The sequence below is a fragment of the Microvirga sp. jy35 genome, from assembly GCF_056148915.1.
The window spans coordinates 44338-59550 of sequence record NZ_JBWBEW010000033.1; the positions used below are offsets into that span (position 1 = coordinate 44338).

Sequence of the window (15213 nt, forward strand, 5' to 3'; positions counted from 1 at the left end):
GGCTCAAGCGCCGCCGACGCCTTCGATGATGGTGCCGGTGCCGCCGCAGGTCTGGCACGACGCCGCACCGATGCGGCCGCTGCCCTTGCATTCCGGGCACACGTTCTCGCCTGAGCCGGGGGTGCCCGGTGCAGCCTGATCGCCTGGATTCAGCTTCGTCTGGTCGGAACCGGTCTGATCCTTCGGGGTGCTGGTCATGGCAAATCTCGCATGGTTCTCATGCGATCAACGCGGCAGCAAAACCCCGGTTCTCCACCGTTCCAAAGAAAAGGCCCGCTCTGAGGCGGGCCTGATCGACTGAATCAGTGGCACACCCTGCGGGTGCGGTGCTCCCAGCCCCAGCCGGGAACCCATTCCCGGAAGCGTTCGGTCGTGCATTGTTCCACGTAGACGCGCTCACGAACCGGCCGCTCGTAGTAGACCGGCACCCGACGCTCCTCCACGTAAACCGGTGGCGGCGGCGGCGGAGCCCGGTAGACGACAGGCGGCTGAGGCTGCGCCACAGCGGCCCCTACGGCTGCACCCACGGCAAGACCTCCAAGAGCACCGAGAGCCACAGCGGCACCAGGCGACAGTCGATCACGCGCTGCAGCCGGTTCGGCGACAGCCAGGCCGGAGACCAACGCCACAGCGGCGGCGGTACCGGAAATAAGACGGAAGATCTCCATGATCATCACCCCCGACAGAAGGGAGGCTCCATGTCTCCCTTTCCATGTCACGAGATATACTGTTCGAAACCTCTCTGAAAGCTGAACGGATTGTGGCAAAGCTTGGACTTCGGCCGATCTTGCCGGAATGGTGAGCAAGCTCTTAACGGGGCTCGCGCGGTCGGGTCAGTCGCCAGCGGTCCGTAAGGGGACCGAGAGAAGCACGCGCACCAGATCAGCCTGCCGGTTGGTATCGGTCTCGCGGAACAGGTTCAATTACCTTGTATATGGGACAACGCAGAGCCACAGAGACATTCGAAGACAATTTTCCTACAACGGAAAGGCATTTCTGCTTGAATTTGCAATGACTTGAGGCTTCGGCCAGACTCGCTGATTGGAGCACAATTCTGTGCTTACGGAGAGATACGGTCGTGTAGCTGAGCCCTAAAAAGCAGAATGCCTCCGGGTGGGACCGGAGGCATTCTGCTGATCCGACGAATCGGATGACGAAGAGTCATTAAGCCCTCTCAGTCTCCGGAAAATCGCATTTCTGTCAAACGCCAATTTTTGGCGAATGGCGAAGCTTTGCCTGCACGGCCACCGGAGTGGTGGTTGTGGGAACTCGACTATTCAAGAGACTGATAGAGGAAGCCGGTAATCTGCCGCGCGAGACCGTGGCTGTGGATTACTTCCTGAAGGAGCTTTACGCCGCGCACATCGCCGGTCTCGGCGCTGGTGAGCCCGAGAAGCTTGAGGAAGCGGCCATGGCGCGGCGACCGCCAACCCCGGACGAGAGGGTCGCGACCGCCACGAAGTATCAAGGCGTCGGCAATCTCGCCGGGAAGGTACTGAGGCGACTCAATGTCCAGCCCAGAATTCCGGGTCTCCTGCCCCATCATCGTCCGCGCAGCCTCCCGCCTGAGGAGGTCCGCAAAGCTCGACGGCAACGCCGCAATGCGTTAGCGCACGGCAAGAGAGGTGTCCTGATCCCGCCGACCGAAGCTGCCTGTCTAACAACTGGCGAGATGGCTGTGCTCACGCAGGTTGGGATAGAGATCATCAATAGGGGTTTCTGCGACCTCTACGTCGCCCAGATCGGAGCTTTCGCCGGTTGCGGTGAGCGGAAGGCTCGGATTGCCCTGCGCCTGGGCGAAAAGCTTGGCCTCATGACTGTTACTGAGCGTCGTCAGGGCCAATACAACGAGACGAACATCATCACACCGACCCCGAAATGGAACCAGTGGCTCAAGGGCCGAGAGGCTTGGAAGAACAACCGGCACTTTTCTTCCGGCGATCCTTCATCAAGTCCAAAGAAAGAAAATAAGGAGAAGGAAAAAGGCTCTGCGGGGACGCAGGGGGCAAGTTCCGTGCCAAGTTCCCGGCCCGTCGAGCCTCCCACGAAACCCGTGATTGTTACAGACCTACGCTCAGCGCAGGAAAAAGCGAAAGACGATGCGTGGTTCGAACGCGTGATAAGCGAAATCCGACGGCAATAACGGCTGTTCCGCTCCCGCCAAACCTTGCCCCGACTCAGAATCCGCAACCCGGAGGATGATCCGTGCTCGGAGACCTGTACCTACCCTGCCGCCTGTATCAGGTGACGATCAGGAACGATGGTCGTTACCCGAACCTCGTCGCGGCTTCAGATATGATGGAGGCCAGCACCAAGTTCTGGGCGAAGGATGGAGAAGACATGGCAGTTCAGGCACGGTCACTGCACCCTGTGCGACACCAACTTCGATGAGTTCAAGTCCAGTCACCCTGCCCCCGCATGGTGCCGTGGTGGGCGCGGAAGACTGGCTGGAGTGATAGCGATGGAGACTTAAGATCGCCACCCCGATCTTAGGGTCGCTGATAACCCTCATATGGGACTGCTCTGCTGATCCTGAATGAGATGGAGATCACCCCGCGCTCCATTCCTTCAGCGATGCCGGATCGGGAGCATTTCAGCCTTCGAGGTCCTGCATCTGTGTCACCTCGAAGAATTAAATCGACATGAGCCTCAAAGATAAATAAAGTTACACTATACTTCCAGGGTGTCTCCTTGAGACATAGTGGCCGACCCAGCCAAGAACGTGAGCGCTCTCTTGTGCGAGGGTAGAACGAGGCAGGAAGCCACCCACGCGGAGCGGTCGTGGCAGAGCAATCTGGGAAGCCGTTCAAAAGATGATCGTACCGTCTGACAATTGACGACGATCTGCTCATGTCCGGTTTGATGGAATTTGCTTGGCGTGAGTGCAGAAGCCTCACGGCTTCTAACCGCTGGACAGGCATCGCCTGTCGAGAAGGGCGAACACAGGGAGGATTCGGGTAGCCACCTCCTTACCGGTAAAAGGTATACGTCGCTGAATTCCTGTCTGAAACTCACCGAAAATGAGCCAGCTTCTCCCCTGCCTTCTGTAAAGACGCACGACACTGGACCGTTGTGCTACTCGCTTTTCAGGAGGCAGGGGGATAGAAGTGTGTCTGAAATCTACCGAAAATGAACCCCATCATATTAGCATTATAGTGTTTTACTTGAAATTATTATGAGTTGCTGATGAGTGATCACGAGGTTCGCGAGCAGTATGCGAGCGAATTGAAGCGATCACGAAATCAGCAGCCCGAGGGAACGCAGTGAGGCTCGGGCTCCCTAAACCTGTCTGGAAGCAGTCAATCTGAAATCAATTAGAGTAGAAATCTCACTGGTCTGAGCAGAAGGCTATTCGCATCAATAGTTAGAACAAAGAAACTGCTTGCTTGATATTAATATTGCGAATGGGGAATGTGAGCTTGTACGTTCAGATTATCAGCAATTGGTGCTGATGATAATGTAGGTCTTTCAGCCAAATGTCTTTTTATCAAAACAAAGATGAATTTTTCTCTACTCACAATGAAGCTTCTGCTCAGCAGGCACCTAAATTGATGTCAGCGGCATCGGCATTGCTCGGTCATTGCGGCGATCTCAAGCTGTTAAACATTGCGGGTACGCGGTCCAACAAGATGCAGTTCGGCACGACCCGTATCAAGGCTTGTGCCTGCAACAGCCATCCTTGCTCGTGCTTCCGCTGCGAGGAGATCAGCCATGGTTGAGAAGAACGGCCTTTCCGTCCTGATCCCCCACCAGGACCTCTACAACACCCAGGAGAAGATCATGCGCGCTCTCGTGCATGATGGGTTCCCTGAGGCTTACCATGTGCCTCTGAACGATCTGGCTGAGCGGATCGCAATCCAGAAGCTTCATGATCTTGCTGATGGGTTGGGTATCCAGTCGTGCGAGATTTATCGCGCCAAAGCTACGAACACGAGCCGAAGCACCGGGGTCGCTGCTCTTTGCATGTTTGAGACGAAGGCTGACCGAGAGCGGTTCAAGCATGCGGTCAATGCCAGGGGCATGGACGATGCCGCGTGATCCTGACTGCTCCTTCGTTCACACGATCCCAGCATCAACGATAGCCACTGAAGAAGACAGCCTCCGGACTGCCCTACAGAAAGGAGGGTATCCAAACGCTGGGTCCGTGCCTCTTCGCGACGCTGCTGTCGGTAGCCTGATCGAGGGCCTGCACGATGCCGCTGACAATCTGAGCATCCCAAACTACCGCCTTGAGTACCGAATGGACTGCGACGGCAATCTGGCTGTCGCCGCCAACTTCGCGACCGAAGCCGATATGGTGCTGTTCAAGATTTGTGTGAGTTGATTGAAGAGCCTGGAGGTGGAACACCGCCTTCAGCCTCTTCTACCCTGACTCGATGCCGCCGCGCGTATCCCGTTGTCATGCGCCCAAGGTCCAATAAATGAGCCAGTGGCAACCCGCACCGGCTGAAGGCTCAGGCTTATGCTGCCTCGTCCTGCTGAAGGTGAAGGTAGTGCGTGTCAAACTCGCCTGCTTCCTTCAGCTTTTCCCAGTCAGGAATGGTCACTCGTGTCCCAGTGGTCCGGATTAGACCATCGGCCCGAAGCTCCTGGAGAACCCGATTGACATGGACGTTGCTGGAGCCGATGGCGTCCGCCAGTTCTGACTGTGTGATGGGCAGATTAAAGATGTGGTCCTCCACCAAGCCCACGGCCCTCAGGCGCACCAGCAATTCGCACAGGAGGTGGGCCATCCGGGTGAAAGCCTCGCGTCGTCCAAGGTTGAGCAGCCATTCGCGGAAAATGGAGGCATCGACCAGGGTCTCGCGCCAGAAGGCGGCGTTGATCCGGGGATAGCGGTCGCAGACACGGTGCAGGTCCTCGTGCTGGATGAACCCAACCGTGCACAGGGTCATGGTGGCCACGCTGTTGTCCATGACCTTCAGGTGCAGGCTTTGCAGGTCAGGGATGTCGCCGGGGACATGCAGGGCCATGATCTGGCGCTTGCCCTCCGTGGTCACCTTGTAGACACAGGTAAAGCCCTCCAGCAGCAGGCACGACTGAGAGGGGCGGTCGCCGATGCGCACGATGTCCTGATCGGCCCTGAGAACTGTAACATGCACCGGCATGTCTTGGAGCGCTTGCTTCTCCTCGTTTGAGAGGGCCGCAATGCTCTCCAGCTTACGGATCATCAGGGTGTTGGGCGAGTGAGGGCCTGCGGCCATGTTGCGCTTCCTGCTGCGGATGGGGCACCCGTCTGCCAGCAATCCTCACCAATATTCTTTTTCTGGCAACGGCATGCCCATGTAACAGACAGGGACGTTCGTTAGCGGCCATGCTGATCGCAGAATAAATGCACTGAGAGCACATGGCTCGTGTTCGCTACGGGTCAGGTAGAGTACGGATTTTGGGCACCACTTTTTCGTGCCGTATCAAGTTTTTGCCATATTCAGAAATCACGCCAAAGTAACGGCACCGGGAACAATAGCTATACTAAGGCGATTAGCCTCCCTACGATGAAGGACCTATACGAGAAAACGTGGTCTCTTCGGCATCTACCTTGGGTTGTTCGCTACGGCGCGACAGCTATCCTCGTTATATTGTCATTTGCTTTTAGGCAGACTTTCTCTGACTCACTGAGGGAGTTCCCTTTTCTTCTGTTCTTTCCTGCCCTCATCCTCTCGGCTGTTCTCTTCAACCGAGGCAGCGGTCTTGTTGCGACGGTGCTGAGCGCCATCCTGTCGGCCTACTTCTTCCTGGAGCCAATCGGCAGCTTCGCAATCCAAGACCCTGGTCAGTTTCTCGGTTGGTGTCTCTTCGTAGTAATCGGAATCGCTGTCACGCTCATCATCGAGGCTCAGCATGCAGCCTATCGCCAACTTAAGCAGGCTCATGCAGAACTGAAGCAGGCGCACGAGGCCACCTGTGCTTCGGAGGCTGACAAGGCTGGGCTTCTGGTTGAGACGAACCACCGGATCATGAACAATCTGCATACGGTGATCTCGCTGCTCCATCTTCAGGCCCGTAGCGCTAAGGAACCCACGCGTGAGGATTTCATGACCGCCGCCGAGCGGGTCAGTGTCATGGCCAAGGTGCAGCGGCGTCTGGTGCGATCTGAGGGAGCCGTCTGGGCGGACAGCCGCTCGTTCATCGAAGAGCTTTGTCGCGACCTGGAATCAGCCCTGATTGGCCTTCGCCCCATTCGCCTCGATGTGGAGGCCGAAAGTCACCCGATCCCGCTCACCCAGGCGGTCTCGGTCGGGCTCATCATCAATGAGCTTCTCGTCAACGCGCTCAAATACGCCTTCCCGGATGATCGTGAAGGGCGCGTCAGCGTGACGTTCACGCGCAGAGACGATGAATATTGCCTTGCCGTCAGCGACAACGGGGTCGGCCTATCCGCCACTCGTGACAGCACCTCCTCAGCGGCATCGACCGGTTTGGGTCAGCGCCTGATCAGATCGTTTGTGGCTCAGCTTGGTGGTCGGCACGAGATTGAGGCTCGCTCTCCTGGAACACGCGCCCAGGTCTGCTTTCCGGTCGCGGCAGCTTAGGAGCGAGTCCCGCTTTCCGATGTTAACCGGATGGGCTGGCCCCTTTTGCGAGCGCTGGCCACCGAAAGGACCACCCTTAAGGCTTTGATAAGCATAAGACCCGAACTGTTCATCCATCAGCAGCCTCGGCGGAACGCTGTGTCCCCTGGCGGGTTCAACCAAGTAACAAAGAACCATAACCCAGCCCGATTAGGTCAGACAGTATTCATGAGCCAGCATTATTATGTTTATTCGTTCATCAGATTTGCCGCCGAGCACCATCAGCTATCATTTGAGCCTGCTGAGTATGAAAGTCGAAGAGGCGGCAGATCGAGCAGGAGTTTCAATTTCGACACGTTGCGATCTTGAGACGCGCCTTGCGGCACTCCCATGGCGGGATCGTCGCCGCCTGACTCTCATTCTGGAAAGTGTGCGGGTTCACGCGAACTCACCCGCGTTACAGGACGCCGTGCGCCTGATGCTGGGGCTCGCAGCAGAGATATGGGCTGAGGAACCACCACCTGACCTCCACTGCTATCAGCCAATCCCGTCGAGCGACATCAACTAAATCGGTCGGGTCGGTGCAGATATCATACTGATCTGGATAGAGGGTTTCTGATGGCGCGTTACACTGTCTCGACTGAAGAGAGAATGCTCGATGTCGTGGAGAGGCTGATGGTCGAGCGCGGCGTGGTGATCGTCGCGCGAGAAGAGATGTTTAACACCTTAATAATAGAGACTGATAATCCTCTCATGGTGAGCCGGATCGAAGGAGTGCTTCAAATCAGAGTGGCCCCTTGAGAAAAAATCCTACTACATCCCGACCGGCCCTGGCTCAACGAAGAGCCGCTTGAAATCAGCCGGGGCATATTCCTGGCCATCCGCGTCGATCAACACGTTCCTTGCACCCTCGTCCGCCAACCTGCGAGCCTGCTGGAGTGCTGCCATTGGGGTCTCCGACGTGGTGGAGACCGGCCCGATCTCGCCTTCGCCAGTGATGATAAAAATCATAGGTGCCTCAGTTTATAGGGTGACGGGTTGGGTCATGACGACATGGTCTACCACGATCCGAGGAGTATTCCATGGGTCGAGCCCCTTATTTGAGTAACCTCTGAAAAGACACAGTTCCGAGACGCTTCCGATAGTTCAGAAGCGTCTCGTATGAATTGGTTGCGGGATTTGAGACTCGGGATACCGTCATGAGACCCAAACAAGACACTTGAGGTCATTATGGCGGTCTACGGATATGCGAGAGTATCTCACGCCTCCCAAAGTCTGGATTTTCAGATCGATGCACTTCGTGCGGCTGGGTGCTCTGTCATCCGCTCCGAGAAGAAAAGTGCGACCACCCGAGAGGGTCGTGTCGAGTTACAGACCCTGCTCGACTTTGTGCGAGACGGCGACACCATCTGTGTGACCCGCGTTGACAGAATTGCGAGGTCCATTGCCGACCTTCAGGACATACTGCGGGTGCTCAAGTCAAAGGGCGTGGCCTTGAAAGCGACCGAGCAACCCATCGACACGTCAACACCTCTTGGCAAATGCATGCTGGACTTATTAGGAGTATTTGCAGAGCTTGAAACCAACCTACGTCGGGAGAGGCAGACCGAAGCCATCCGGCGCATCAAGGCAATCGACAGCACGAACGCACCTATCAGGGCCGTCCTCCGACGATCAATCCGGTCGAAATTCGTCTGCTACGAGACGAGGGTCATGGTGCTACAGCCATTGCCCAGCGCCTTGGGATCGGACGAGCGTCCGTATATCGGGTGCTCAAGACCGACATTCAGGGAAACGTAGACCAGTCGGAAGCGAGTGCAGCAACTCCGACCTGAGCATCGTCGGTCATAAATACCAGGATGAAGAAGTGCTGTTCCCAATCCCGCTGCGCCCGAACCGACTGTGCCGTCTGTACCCGCCGATATGCTGGCCAACTGGCGAATCGTATCCAAGCCTGTGCGACCGGGAAGTTGTTCGCCATCGAGATGGCGTTGCCATCACCAACATTGGCTGACTTCTGGAGCTTCCGCGTTGGAGCACGAAACTTCATTGATCACCGTAGGCGATTGGACTGCTGGTGGCACGAGTTCATGATGCAAGTCTGGCTTTGTCAGGACGGACGGGTACGTGGGGTTGGAAGCCTGGGATCATTGACTGCTACCGAGGTTCTGGAGGCTTTCCAGTCGCGCTGGCCCACGAGCATTCGGCCTCTGAGTTCTGAGAACCTACGATTGGAGATCGTGCAGATAGTCCGTCCCGGTTCGCTATCCTCGGCTGAGTTGTCGGCTCGGTATCAGTCCATGAAGCTGGCCATCTGGTCTCGGGGCGAGAGGAGAAAAGCAATTCCTCGATTAGAGCAGCCGCGATATGACCATGAGCCCATGCCTATCGTCTTCTGAGGCAGATTCCATGAAAAATCGCACCCTCATTTGGTCCTGGAGGTTCAGGGACGCTTTCGATATGGACTCTTATAAAGGTACTCAGTCCAAGCTACCATCACTGCCTGAGCAGTGCTCGCATCGCGGCACAGAACCTCGATCAGCCATCCGGGGACGACAGGCATTGAATTGCTATCGATAGTCTCGCAGGGGCCGTGACGTGACACAATCGACTTCATATCGTTCCACTCGGTCTTGAGCACATTCAGTCGAGCAATGTCCTGTGGCCGACTACGCTTGGCCGGATTTTCGGGCATGGGAAGTTCAGGATAATGCATTGATGTCCTCGATTGTGATTGTCGAGGTATTTATCCATTGAGAACCGGCGAGATACTGATCTACTGAGCGAGCGCTGCTGACAAGAGCTAAGCCTTCTCTACTCGCTCAAGTCGGCAGAGCGCGGCGGTGGGTTTACCTGTCAATCTCGCTACACGGCCCACTAATGGGAGAACCTCTCCAGGTTTCAGTTGAAGTTTATCGAATCGTCTTCCATGCATGCTGATGAAGCCAAACGTGTTTGTGGTTTCGCAAAGGATCACCACCAGCCTGATCATCTCGGGTGAGTTGTTCGTCAGGGTTCCGATTACGTTGAGGTAAACGGACTCGCCGTGTTGGCTGACAGGAACGATTTCATGAGAGACGTGCGCATCCATCTGGGAGGAGAGCCGCCATTTCTTCATGTCGGCATGGAAGAGGTCATCCCGTTCATACTCGAACCGAGGTTCGCAACTGAGGTTCACCAACTGATCCGATTTGGATTGCCATAGATATCCGTTAGGGACGAGTGGTAGTTTGACCCGCCTCGTCTCACCGGGAGCGATATGCCCAGCATACGCATGCTCGGTGTAGATACGGTCGGTCTTGTGCTCCACTTCCCGTAACTCCTCGGGCTCGTAGCTACACGTCGCAGAAACCCGATAGATTCGCGCGTTCGCATGGTTGGCTATCGTAAACTCGATCAAGCGTATCCCACCACTCGTCATCACGGCACGAGGGTTAATCAGGGACACGCGATCCTTCTGGAACGATGCGTAGGTGGCGTCCCGTTCCCCCTCACGGTTCCACCAATAGGCAAGTTCATTGTAGATGTAGAAGTACGCGATCAGCGGAAAGACAAAATACCAAAACCGGACGCTGACGCGTAGGACGCCGAATATTAGACGGAATACTACGCGGAGTACATAGTCGGTCAGCGCGCCAATGATGAAGCCTTTGATCGTCCATTCCAGTTGCTTCGACATTGGCACTCCTTGTTAGATCAGAGGAGGTGTTGTTCAAGCCGCATCTTCGAAGGTTGTGATATCGAAAATCTCGTCGAGAATGGCCTCGTCGCGGTCGAACACGCCAAGCCAACGCGCCAGTGGGTTCCAGCGGCTGATCTCGTCATGGTGGGCGTAGATCAAGACCCCGGAAGCTCTCAGCTTTTGAAGGATCGCTCGTCGGGTAGCGGAGGTCGGGCGAGCATTTCGCGGCCCGTAAATCTTATCGAAGCAGGCCCAGCGGCCCTCACTCAACGCGGTAAGCTCAATGATTGCCGGGGATGGCTGATACTCCACATAGCATGTGCGCCCCAGCGCAACTTCCCCAAACCGGCTTCGGAGGCAATTGCGATATTCCAGGGCCTTGGCGCGGATCGTCTCTGATGAGGTGAGAGGGACGAAAGCCTTATCAAGTCCAGGCAGGGTTACGGGGAACTCCGTCGCGCGCTTGACCTGAGATTGTAACCAAATGTGCAAGTTGGAGTCGGGTTGGAGGGACTTGATCGAGGTGACGAGGTCTTCAGAGGTCATCTGTGGCGAAAGATGTTCGACCAACCTAACAGCGGTCGAGAATCTGGCTACGTCATTTGGATCGAGGTGCTCGACCAATTCCTTTAGAATGAAAGGCTCGTCAATTCGCAAGAGCGTGGTTAGGTGGGCCGACGTGATCTTCGGCAGTTGCGCCAGGACCTTCGCTCTCACGCGGTGTTCCGGCTCTGTCAGCAGACTCATCAAGTCGCCATAGGAGTCTCGTGGCAGTGGATCGTCTCCGAGACGCTTAAGGACTCCGAGTAGGCCATCCACGGGTCCGTAAGCCGCGTGAAGCAGATCGCGAATTCGACGACATGCAACAAGGGCGTGGCTGATTACCTGAAGAGGTGTGGCATCCGAGCGGCATCCGTCCAGGTTCAGATTGCGGATGTTTGCAGCTATTAAATCTTGTGAGGTCCAACTGAGAGAAGCGAGTACCAAGAACATGGTTTGGCGACGCAGCAGGCTCGCCGAGAGGGCGGTGTAGAGCGTCCCATGATGAACTTTATCGGCATCTGCAAGGGCTCCAAGTGCCCATCCCTCGATAGGACGGAATCCTCTTGGTTGCTTTTCTTGATCGCTATCCATGGAAACTCCCGTAGCCGCATCTATGCAGCGAGGCTCTCACGAAGCGGGAATCGCGCAACCAGTATCATCCGGATTTGGGAATGGCTCTACCGATGCCGTCCTGTGTTGCCATATAGGATGACACCTTGACAGTTCAGCGGGCTTCTCCTGGAACTCCAGATAACTTGTTCTTATTATGTTCTTGGCTGGCCAGGAGAGGAGCATGGTGGAACGGCTCTCCGAGTACCCGTGGGTAACCGTGAGGATCGCTTGCAACGTATGCCATCGCCGGGGCGAGTATCGTCTCGCCCGCCTCGCGGCCAAGTATGGCTCGGAGATTCCTCTCGACGAGTTTCTCGATAAGGTAGCGCATGACTGTCCTTGGCGAGGATGTTCTCGGGACCGGCGAGCCGGAACGGACACTCCAGACTGTGGAGCCTACTTCTTGGATTGGGACCGTCCACCAAAGCCCCCTGATCTGCCGCCGTCCAAGCGAAAGCTCCAGGTGATCAGAGGCGGGAAACCATAGGCCGAACTACCCTCTCCCTACGAAATGGCCTCTGGGTAATCTTTAGCGCTTGAATCTGCCGGATTGCATTTGTTCGCTTAGCTGCCTTCCATCGGGAGTGGCCAAGGATTTCGGATTAGCCTTGGGATTCCTTCCTCCGGACTTGCTTCACGAGCATCCGATAAAGGGCTGTGCGGCACTTCGATAGAGCCTACGGTATCTACCCAATCAAATTGCGGGCGAAGCGAAAGATTTGATGCAAGGTCTGGGAGCGGGATTAGGATTGAACCTTCTATGATGACATCTTCCTGTGAAGGCAAAGACGGTTCAGCCGGTTCCGAGGGTGGAGGTATGAGTGCGGCGATTGGAAAACTTGGTTCAGCAGGCTCTGGCGGCGGTGGCAACGCCGCTTCTATAGGCACCTCTGGCAGGACAGGCGCGTCAGGCTCCAGCGGAGGCGGCAGTTCGATGGTTAGCGAGGCGGAAGGGAATGTCGGCTCAGCAGGTTCTGGTGGTGGAGGCATCAGTGCGGCAAACGGGAAGTTGGATTCGTCAGTCTCCAAGGGCGGCGGAAGCACAGTAGCCATAGATGGGTCGGGCGAGGTTTGGGCTTCCGGTGGCTGTTCGGATGCTTGCGGCGGCTGAGCTTCAGACTCTGGCGGCTGCTCTGGCTTCACGCTGGAGCTTGGAGTGATCTGACGAGGGCGAACAGCCGAGGGCCTTCTGGCATCCTCTACCATCGTTGCAGCCTGACGCCTCACCTCCACATTATTCGGCTGTGGCTTGGGTGCAGCTTTCGGGGAAGTTGGCTGGGGTATATTGCCCGAATTCACGATTCTTTCAGCGCAAGACGCGGTGATCCAACTCAAAGCAAAGACGGTAAGCACCCCAAACTTACGCATGCCTCGCGATCTCCCCTGATCTGCTCATCAGGTTAGCAGAACAGAGCATGCGAAGGAGGTCCAGCCTCACATTGCGCAGTGATGAAGCAGAGAAGCTTGTGGAAACAGTTGCGGTCTTGATAAACCGGCATACGATCCTCGCCACCGGACCATCCTTGGAACATGCGGTCGTTCTGGAACCCCGCTATCCAGGGCACCGCACCTCTGATCGCTGACCTATGGGCTCTCGGTCCTCAGTCTCCGTCCTCTTCTGGCAAGAACTCTGGCTTCAAAATATCCCGAGCGCGTTGGCCACCCTGTCGTTCTAAACCCTCAACCTGCCGAAGAAGCTGTGTCGCGAGTGTGGCTTCGCGCCGGAAGCCTTCATCACCGGGATCGCTGCCCAGGCGCAGTTGCATGTCGCGGGCTCTCGCCTCTAAGGCTCGTCTGAGGACGCTCAACTGCTCTTGATCGAGTTCGAGCAACATCATTACCAGCAGAAGCAATTCATTCTGGGATTCCAGCCTTTAGCAATCCTTCTATGAACATCTCACCATGAGCAAACTGGCTCATGTTCTTTCGGACTACACTCACACGATAGGGAGCGCCTGCGATCTGATCACGATTCCGTAGGTACGTCTGCGCCTCCTCCACAAGCCCGAGATGGCCGCAGCAGGTGATGAGACAATTGTAGTGAGTAATGAAGTCGGGATAACCTTTTATGGACCTGCGGAGATAAACAACAGCTTCCGGAAACCTCCGCAATGCCATCAAAGCCAGCCCATGAAAGACGGTGTAGAGTCCGGCGAATGTGTCCAACGGGCTCATCCGGAGCGCGTGACCTGTCTCCGATACAGCCTCTTCAAACTTTCCAGCACGGACAAGAGCAAGGCCATACATCGTGTGCCCCAAGGCCCAGTTCGGGTGAGCACTGAGCGCAGTGCGGAATTGCTCCAAAGCCCTGACGTGGTGCCCTGATCCACTGAGCGCCAATCCTATGATCATACGAGCCCAAGGTTCATCAGGGTCAAGCGCCAGTGCGCGCTCGGCCAGTTCCTCAGCCTCCTTATAGAGATCGGTAATGGTGGCTCCGTCTGAGTGCCACTGATTGAAGGCTTCCCACCACTTAGCCCAGGCCAGGATGGCATAAGCTCGGGCATAGGATGCTTCCTTACTGATGGCGAGGGTAAGAAGGGCTTGCGCCTCCTGGTTTGCTTTCAGATCAACCTTGTTGATGAGGGTGAGAGCCCGAACGACAAGGCCCCAGGTCGCAATGCTTTCTGGAGGTTGATTGATGAATCGTAGGCTCTCCTCTGCGTAGAGATGAGGCTCGATGGTGGCGACAACATTTTGGGTGATCTCGTCCTGCACGGCGAAGACATCTTCAAGTTGCCGGTCATACTTATCGGCCCAGATGTGCTTGCCGGTTACCGCGTCGATCAATTGGCCTGTGACGCGGATACGTTTGCCAGAAGCCCTGACACTTCCTTCCAGCACATAGCGGACGCCCAACTCGCGAGCGACCTGTCGCACATCGACGGCCTTGCCCTTGTAGGTGAAGGTCGAGTTTCGGGCGATGACAAATAGCCACTTGAGTCGCGAGAGGCCAGTGATGATGTCCTCGGTCATCCCGTCCGCGAAGAACTCCTGCTCGGGATCAGGGCTCATGTTGGTGAAAGGCAGGACGGCGATAGAGGGCCTGTCAGGCAAGTGGAGCGTTTTCACCTCTGCCATTCCATTTGCGGCAGGCGAGGTTACCTTGATGGCATAGGCACGGACGGGCTCCTCAAAATTCTTCACTGTCTGAAGGCCAAGATCGGTAAAGGCCAGAGGCAGGGGCTTTCGTACATAGCTATACGTAGCTTCCGAGATGCAAATGCCACCCGGATCGGCAAGGCCCTCCAGCCGAGCGGCAATGTTGACTCCATCGCCCAAAAGGTCATTGCCCCGGACCATCACGTCACCGACGTGAACCCCAATCCGGAACTGAAGGTGACACTCCTCAGGAGCATCTTGGATGGCCTGGGCGAGGGTCTCCTGTGCGCTTACGGCACATTGGACGGCATCTACGGCGCTTGGGAACTCGGCCAGAACACTATCGCCAGCGGTGTTGGCGATCCGTCCGCCATGCTCAGTGATCAGCCGGTCCATGATCTCACGATGGGCCGTCAGAGTGCGAAGCGTCCCGACCTCATCCTGTTCCATGAGGCGGGAATAGCCTGCCACATCAGCCGCGAAGATGGCTGTCAGTCTGCGCTCGATCCTATGCTCCTGTCGATCCATGGGACCCTCGGTGCCGTTCTGGGGCAGAGTGTGCCGCTGGGCAGATGGGGTGTCCAGCATTCGTCTATGCTCATCTTCCAGCGGTTCCTACCAGCGCCGTCTATAGGAAACCGCTGCTATCCTATAGCTTGTCAGTTGAGCGACACCCTCCATCCAGGTCGATCTTTCCGGCAACAAGCTCTTGGAGCCTCCATAATCCACGATCATGGATGCCGTGCTCTTCAAGATGAGTGA

General features: G+C 56.3%; 14 protein-coding genes and 1 pseudogene. 8 read left to right on the forward strand and 7 right to left on the reverse strand.

Annotated elements, in window-relative coordinates; genetic code table 11:
• Positions 1-3: 3 nt before the first annotated feature.
• Both AC0QTX_RS20275 and AC0QTX_RS20280 read right to left on the reverse strand, forming a co-directional pair.
• Positions 4-198 carry a hypothetical protein gene (locus AC0QTX_RS20275; RefSeq protein WP_474605630.1) on the reverse strand — a complete coding sequence of 65 codons (195 nt, stop codon included), beginning with the start codon at positions 196-198 and terminating at the stop codon, positions 4-6.
• Positions 199-302: 104 nt separating this feature from the next.
• Entirely contained in the window at positions 303-668 is a 366-nt protein-coding gene (locus tag AC0QTX_RS20280; protein WP_474605631.1) for a hypothetical protein, read from the reverse strand.
• A gap of 593 nt (positions 669-1261) precedes the next feature.
• Here AC0QTX_RS20280 and AC0QTX_RS20285 point away from each other — a divergent pair.
• The 4 genes from AC0QTX_RS20285 (at position 1262) to AC0QTX_RS20300 (ending at position 4324) form a co-directional block, all read left to right on the forward strand.
• Complete coding sequence (locus AC0QTX_RS20285; protein WP_474605632.1) at positions 1262-2143, forward strand: hypothetical protein; 882 nt, start codon at positions 1262-1264, stop codon at positions 2141-2143.
• 1333 nt (positions 2144-3476) lie between these two features.
• The gene (locus tag AC0QTX_RS20290) at positions 3477-3719 is read left to right on the forward strand and encodes a hypothetical protein (protein ID WP_474605633.1); all 243 of its coding nucleotides are present in this window, start codon (positions 3477-3479) and stop codon (positions 3717-3719) included.
• Complete coding sequence (locus AC0QTX_RS20295) at positions 3712-4038, forward strand: hypothetical protein (RefSeq protein WP_474605634.1); 327 nt, start codon at positions 3712-3714, stop codon at positions 4036-4038. Before AC0QTX_RS20290 ends, AC0QTX_RS20295 begins: the two co-directional genes overlap by 8 nt.
• A 106-nt stretch (positions 4039-4144) precedes the next feature.
• Complete coding sequence (locus AC0QTX_RS20300) at positions 4145-4324, forward strand: hypothetical protein (protein ID WP_474605635.1); 180 nt, start codon at positions 4145-4147, stop codon at positions 4322-4324.
• A 136-nt stretch (positions 4325-4460) separates the two neighbouring features.
• On the opposite strand, the gene AC0QTX_RS20305 is transcribed toward AC0QTX_RS20300, so the two are convergent.
• On the reverse strand, positions 4461-5204 hold the full coding sequence (locus tag AC0QTX_RS20305; protein WP_474605636.1) for a Crp/Fnr family transcriptional regulator: 744 nt from the start codon (positions 5202-5204) through the stop codon (positions 4461-4463).
• A 291-nt stretch (positions 5205-5495) separates the two neighbouring features.
• On the opposite strand from AC0QTX_RS20305, the gene AC0QTX_RS20310 reads away from it, so the two are divergent.
• The 3 genes from AC0QTX_RS20310 to AC0QTX_RS20320 all read left to right on the forward strand — a co-directional run bounded on the left by AC0QTX_RS20310 (position 5496) and on the right by AC0QTX_RS20320 (position 7313).
• Positions 5496-6533 carry a sensor histidine kinase gene (locus tag AC0QTX_RS20310; protein WP_474605637.1) on the forward strand — a complete coding sequence of 346 codons (1038 nt, stop codon included), beginning with the start codon at positions 5496-5498 and terminating at the stop codon, positions 6531-6533.
• Positions 6534-6756: 223 nt separating this feature from the next.
• Positions 6757-7080 carry a hypothetical protein gene (locus AC0QTX_RS20315; RefSeq protein ID WP_474605638.1) on the forward strand — a complete coding sequence of 108 codons (324 nt, stop codon included), beginning with the start codon at positions 6757-6759 and terminating at the stop codon, positions 7078-7080.
• Between the two features lie 50 nt (positions 7081-7130).
• On the forward strand, positions 7131-7313 hold the full coding sequence (locus tag AC0QTX_RS20320) for a hypothetical protein (RefSeq protein ID WP_474605639.1): 183 nt from the start codon (positions 7131-7133) through the stop codon (positions 7311-7313).
• A gap of 12 nt (positions 7314-7325) precedes the next feature.
• Here the strand turns inward: AC0QTX_RS20320 and AC0QTX_RS20325 are convergent, their stop codons facing one another.
• A complete protein-coding gene (locus AC0QTX_RS20325; protein WP_474605640.1) occupies positions 7326-7523 on the reverse strand; it encodes a hypothetical protein in 198 nt (65 codons plus the stop codon).
• Positions 7524-7742: 219 nt separating this feature from the next.
• Between AC0QTX_RS20325 and AC0QTX_RS20330 the strand changes: the two are divergent.
• Positions 7743-8347 (forward strand): annotated as a pseudogene (locus tag AC0QTX_RS20330) (recombinase family protein).
• Between the two features lie 968 nt (positions 8348-9315).
• On the opposite strand, the gene AC0QTX_RS20335 reads toward AC0QTX_RS20330, so the two are convergent.
• The 3 genes from AC0QTX_RS20335 to AC0QTX_RS20345 all read right to left on the reverse strand — a co-directional run bounded on the left by AC0QTX_RS20335 (position 9316) and on the right by AC0QTX_RS20345 (position 15039).
• A complete protein-coding gene (locus tag AC0QTX_RS20335; RefSeq protein ID WP_474605641.1) occupies positions 9316-10191 on the reverse strand; it encodes a hypothetical protein in 876 nt (291 codons plus the stop codon).
• A 33-nt stretch (positions 10192-10224) separates the two neighbouring features.
• On the reverse strand, positions 10225-11328 hold the full coding sequence (locus AC0QTX_RS20340; RefSeq protein WP_474605642.1) for a hypothetical protein: 1104 nt from the start codon (positions 11326-11328) through the stop codon (positions 10225-10227).
• A 1875-nt stretch (positions 11329-13203) separates the two neighbouring features.
• Positions 13204-15039 carry an adenylate/guanylate cyclase domain-containing protein gene (locus tag AC0QTX_RS20345; protein WP_474605643.1) on the reverse strand — a complete coding sequence of 612 codons (1836 nt, stop codon included), beginning with the start codon at positions 15037-15039 and terminating at the stop codon, positions 13204-13206.
• Positions 15040-15213 lie beyond the last annotated feature (174 nt).

Excerpts from the sequence above, each read along its gene's own strand:
- AC0QTX_RS20275 (WP_474605630.1), bottom strand. The coding sequence starts at position 198 with ATGACCAGCACCCCGAAGGATCAGACCGGTTCCGACCAGACGAAGCTG.
- AC0QTX_RS20280 (WP_474605631.1), bottom strand. The coding sequence starts at position 668 with ATGGAGATCTTCCGTCTTATTTCCGGTACCGCCGCCGCTGTGGCGTTG.
- AC0QTX_RS20290 (WP_474605633.1), top strand. The coding sequence starts at position 3,477 with ATGTCTTTTTATCAAAACAAAGATGAATTTTTCTCTACTCACAATGAA.
- AC0QTX_RS20295 (WP_474605634.1), top strand. The coding sequence starts at position 3,712 with ATGGTTGAGAAGAACGGCCTTTCCGTCCTGATCCCCCACCAGGACCTC.
- AC0QTX_RS20305 (WP_474605636.1), bottom strand. The coding sequence starts at position 5,204 with ATGGCCGCAGGCCCTCACTCGCCCAACACCCTGATGATCCGTAAGCTG.
- AC0QTX_RS20310 (WP_474605637.1), top strand. The coding sequence starts at position 5,496 with ATGAAGGACCTATACGAGAAAACGTGGTCTCTTCGGCATCTACCTTGG.
- AC0QTX_RS20315 (WP_474605638.1), top strand. The coding sequence starts at position 6,757 with ATGTTTATTCGTTCATCAGATTTGCCGCCGAGCACCATCAGCTATCAT.
- AC0QTX_RS20320 (WP_474605639.1), top strand. The coding sequence starts at position 7,131 with ATGGCGCGTTACACTGTCTCGACTGAAGAGAGAATGCTCGATGTCGTG.
- AC0QTX_RS20325 (WP_474605640.1), bottom strand. The coding sequence starts at position 7,523 with ATGATTTTTATCATCACTGGCGAAGGCGAGATCGGGCCGGTCTCCACC.
- AC0QTX_RS20335 (WP_474605641.1), bottom strand. The coding sequence starts at position 10,191 with ATGTCGAAGCAACTGGAATGGACGATCAAAGGCTTCATCATTGGCGCG.
- AC0QTX_RS20340 (WP_474605642.1), bottom strand. The coding sequence starts at position 11,328 with ATGGATAGCGATCAAGAAAAGCAACCAAGAGGATTCCGTCCTATCGAG.
- AC0QTX_RS20345 (WP_474605643.1), bottom strand. The coding sequence starts at position 15,039 with ATGCTGGACACCCCATCTGCCCAGCGGCACACTCTGCCCCAGAACGGC.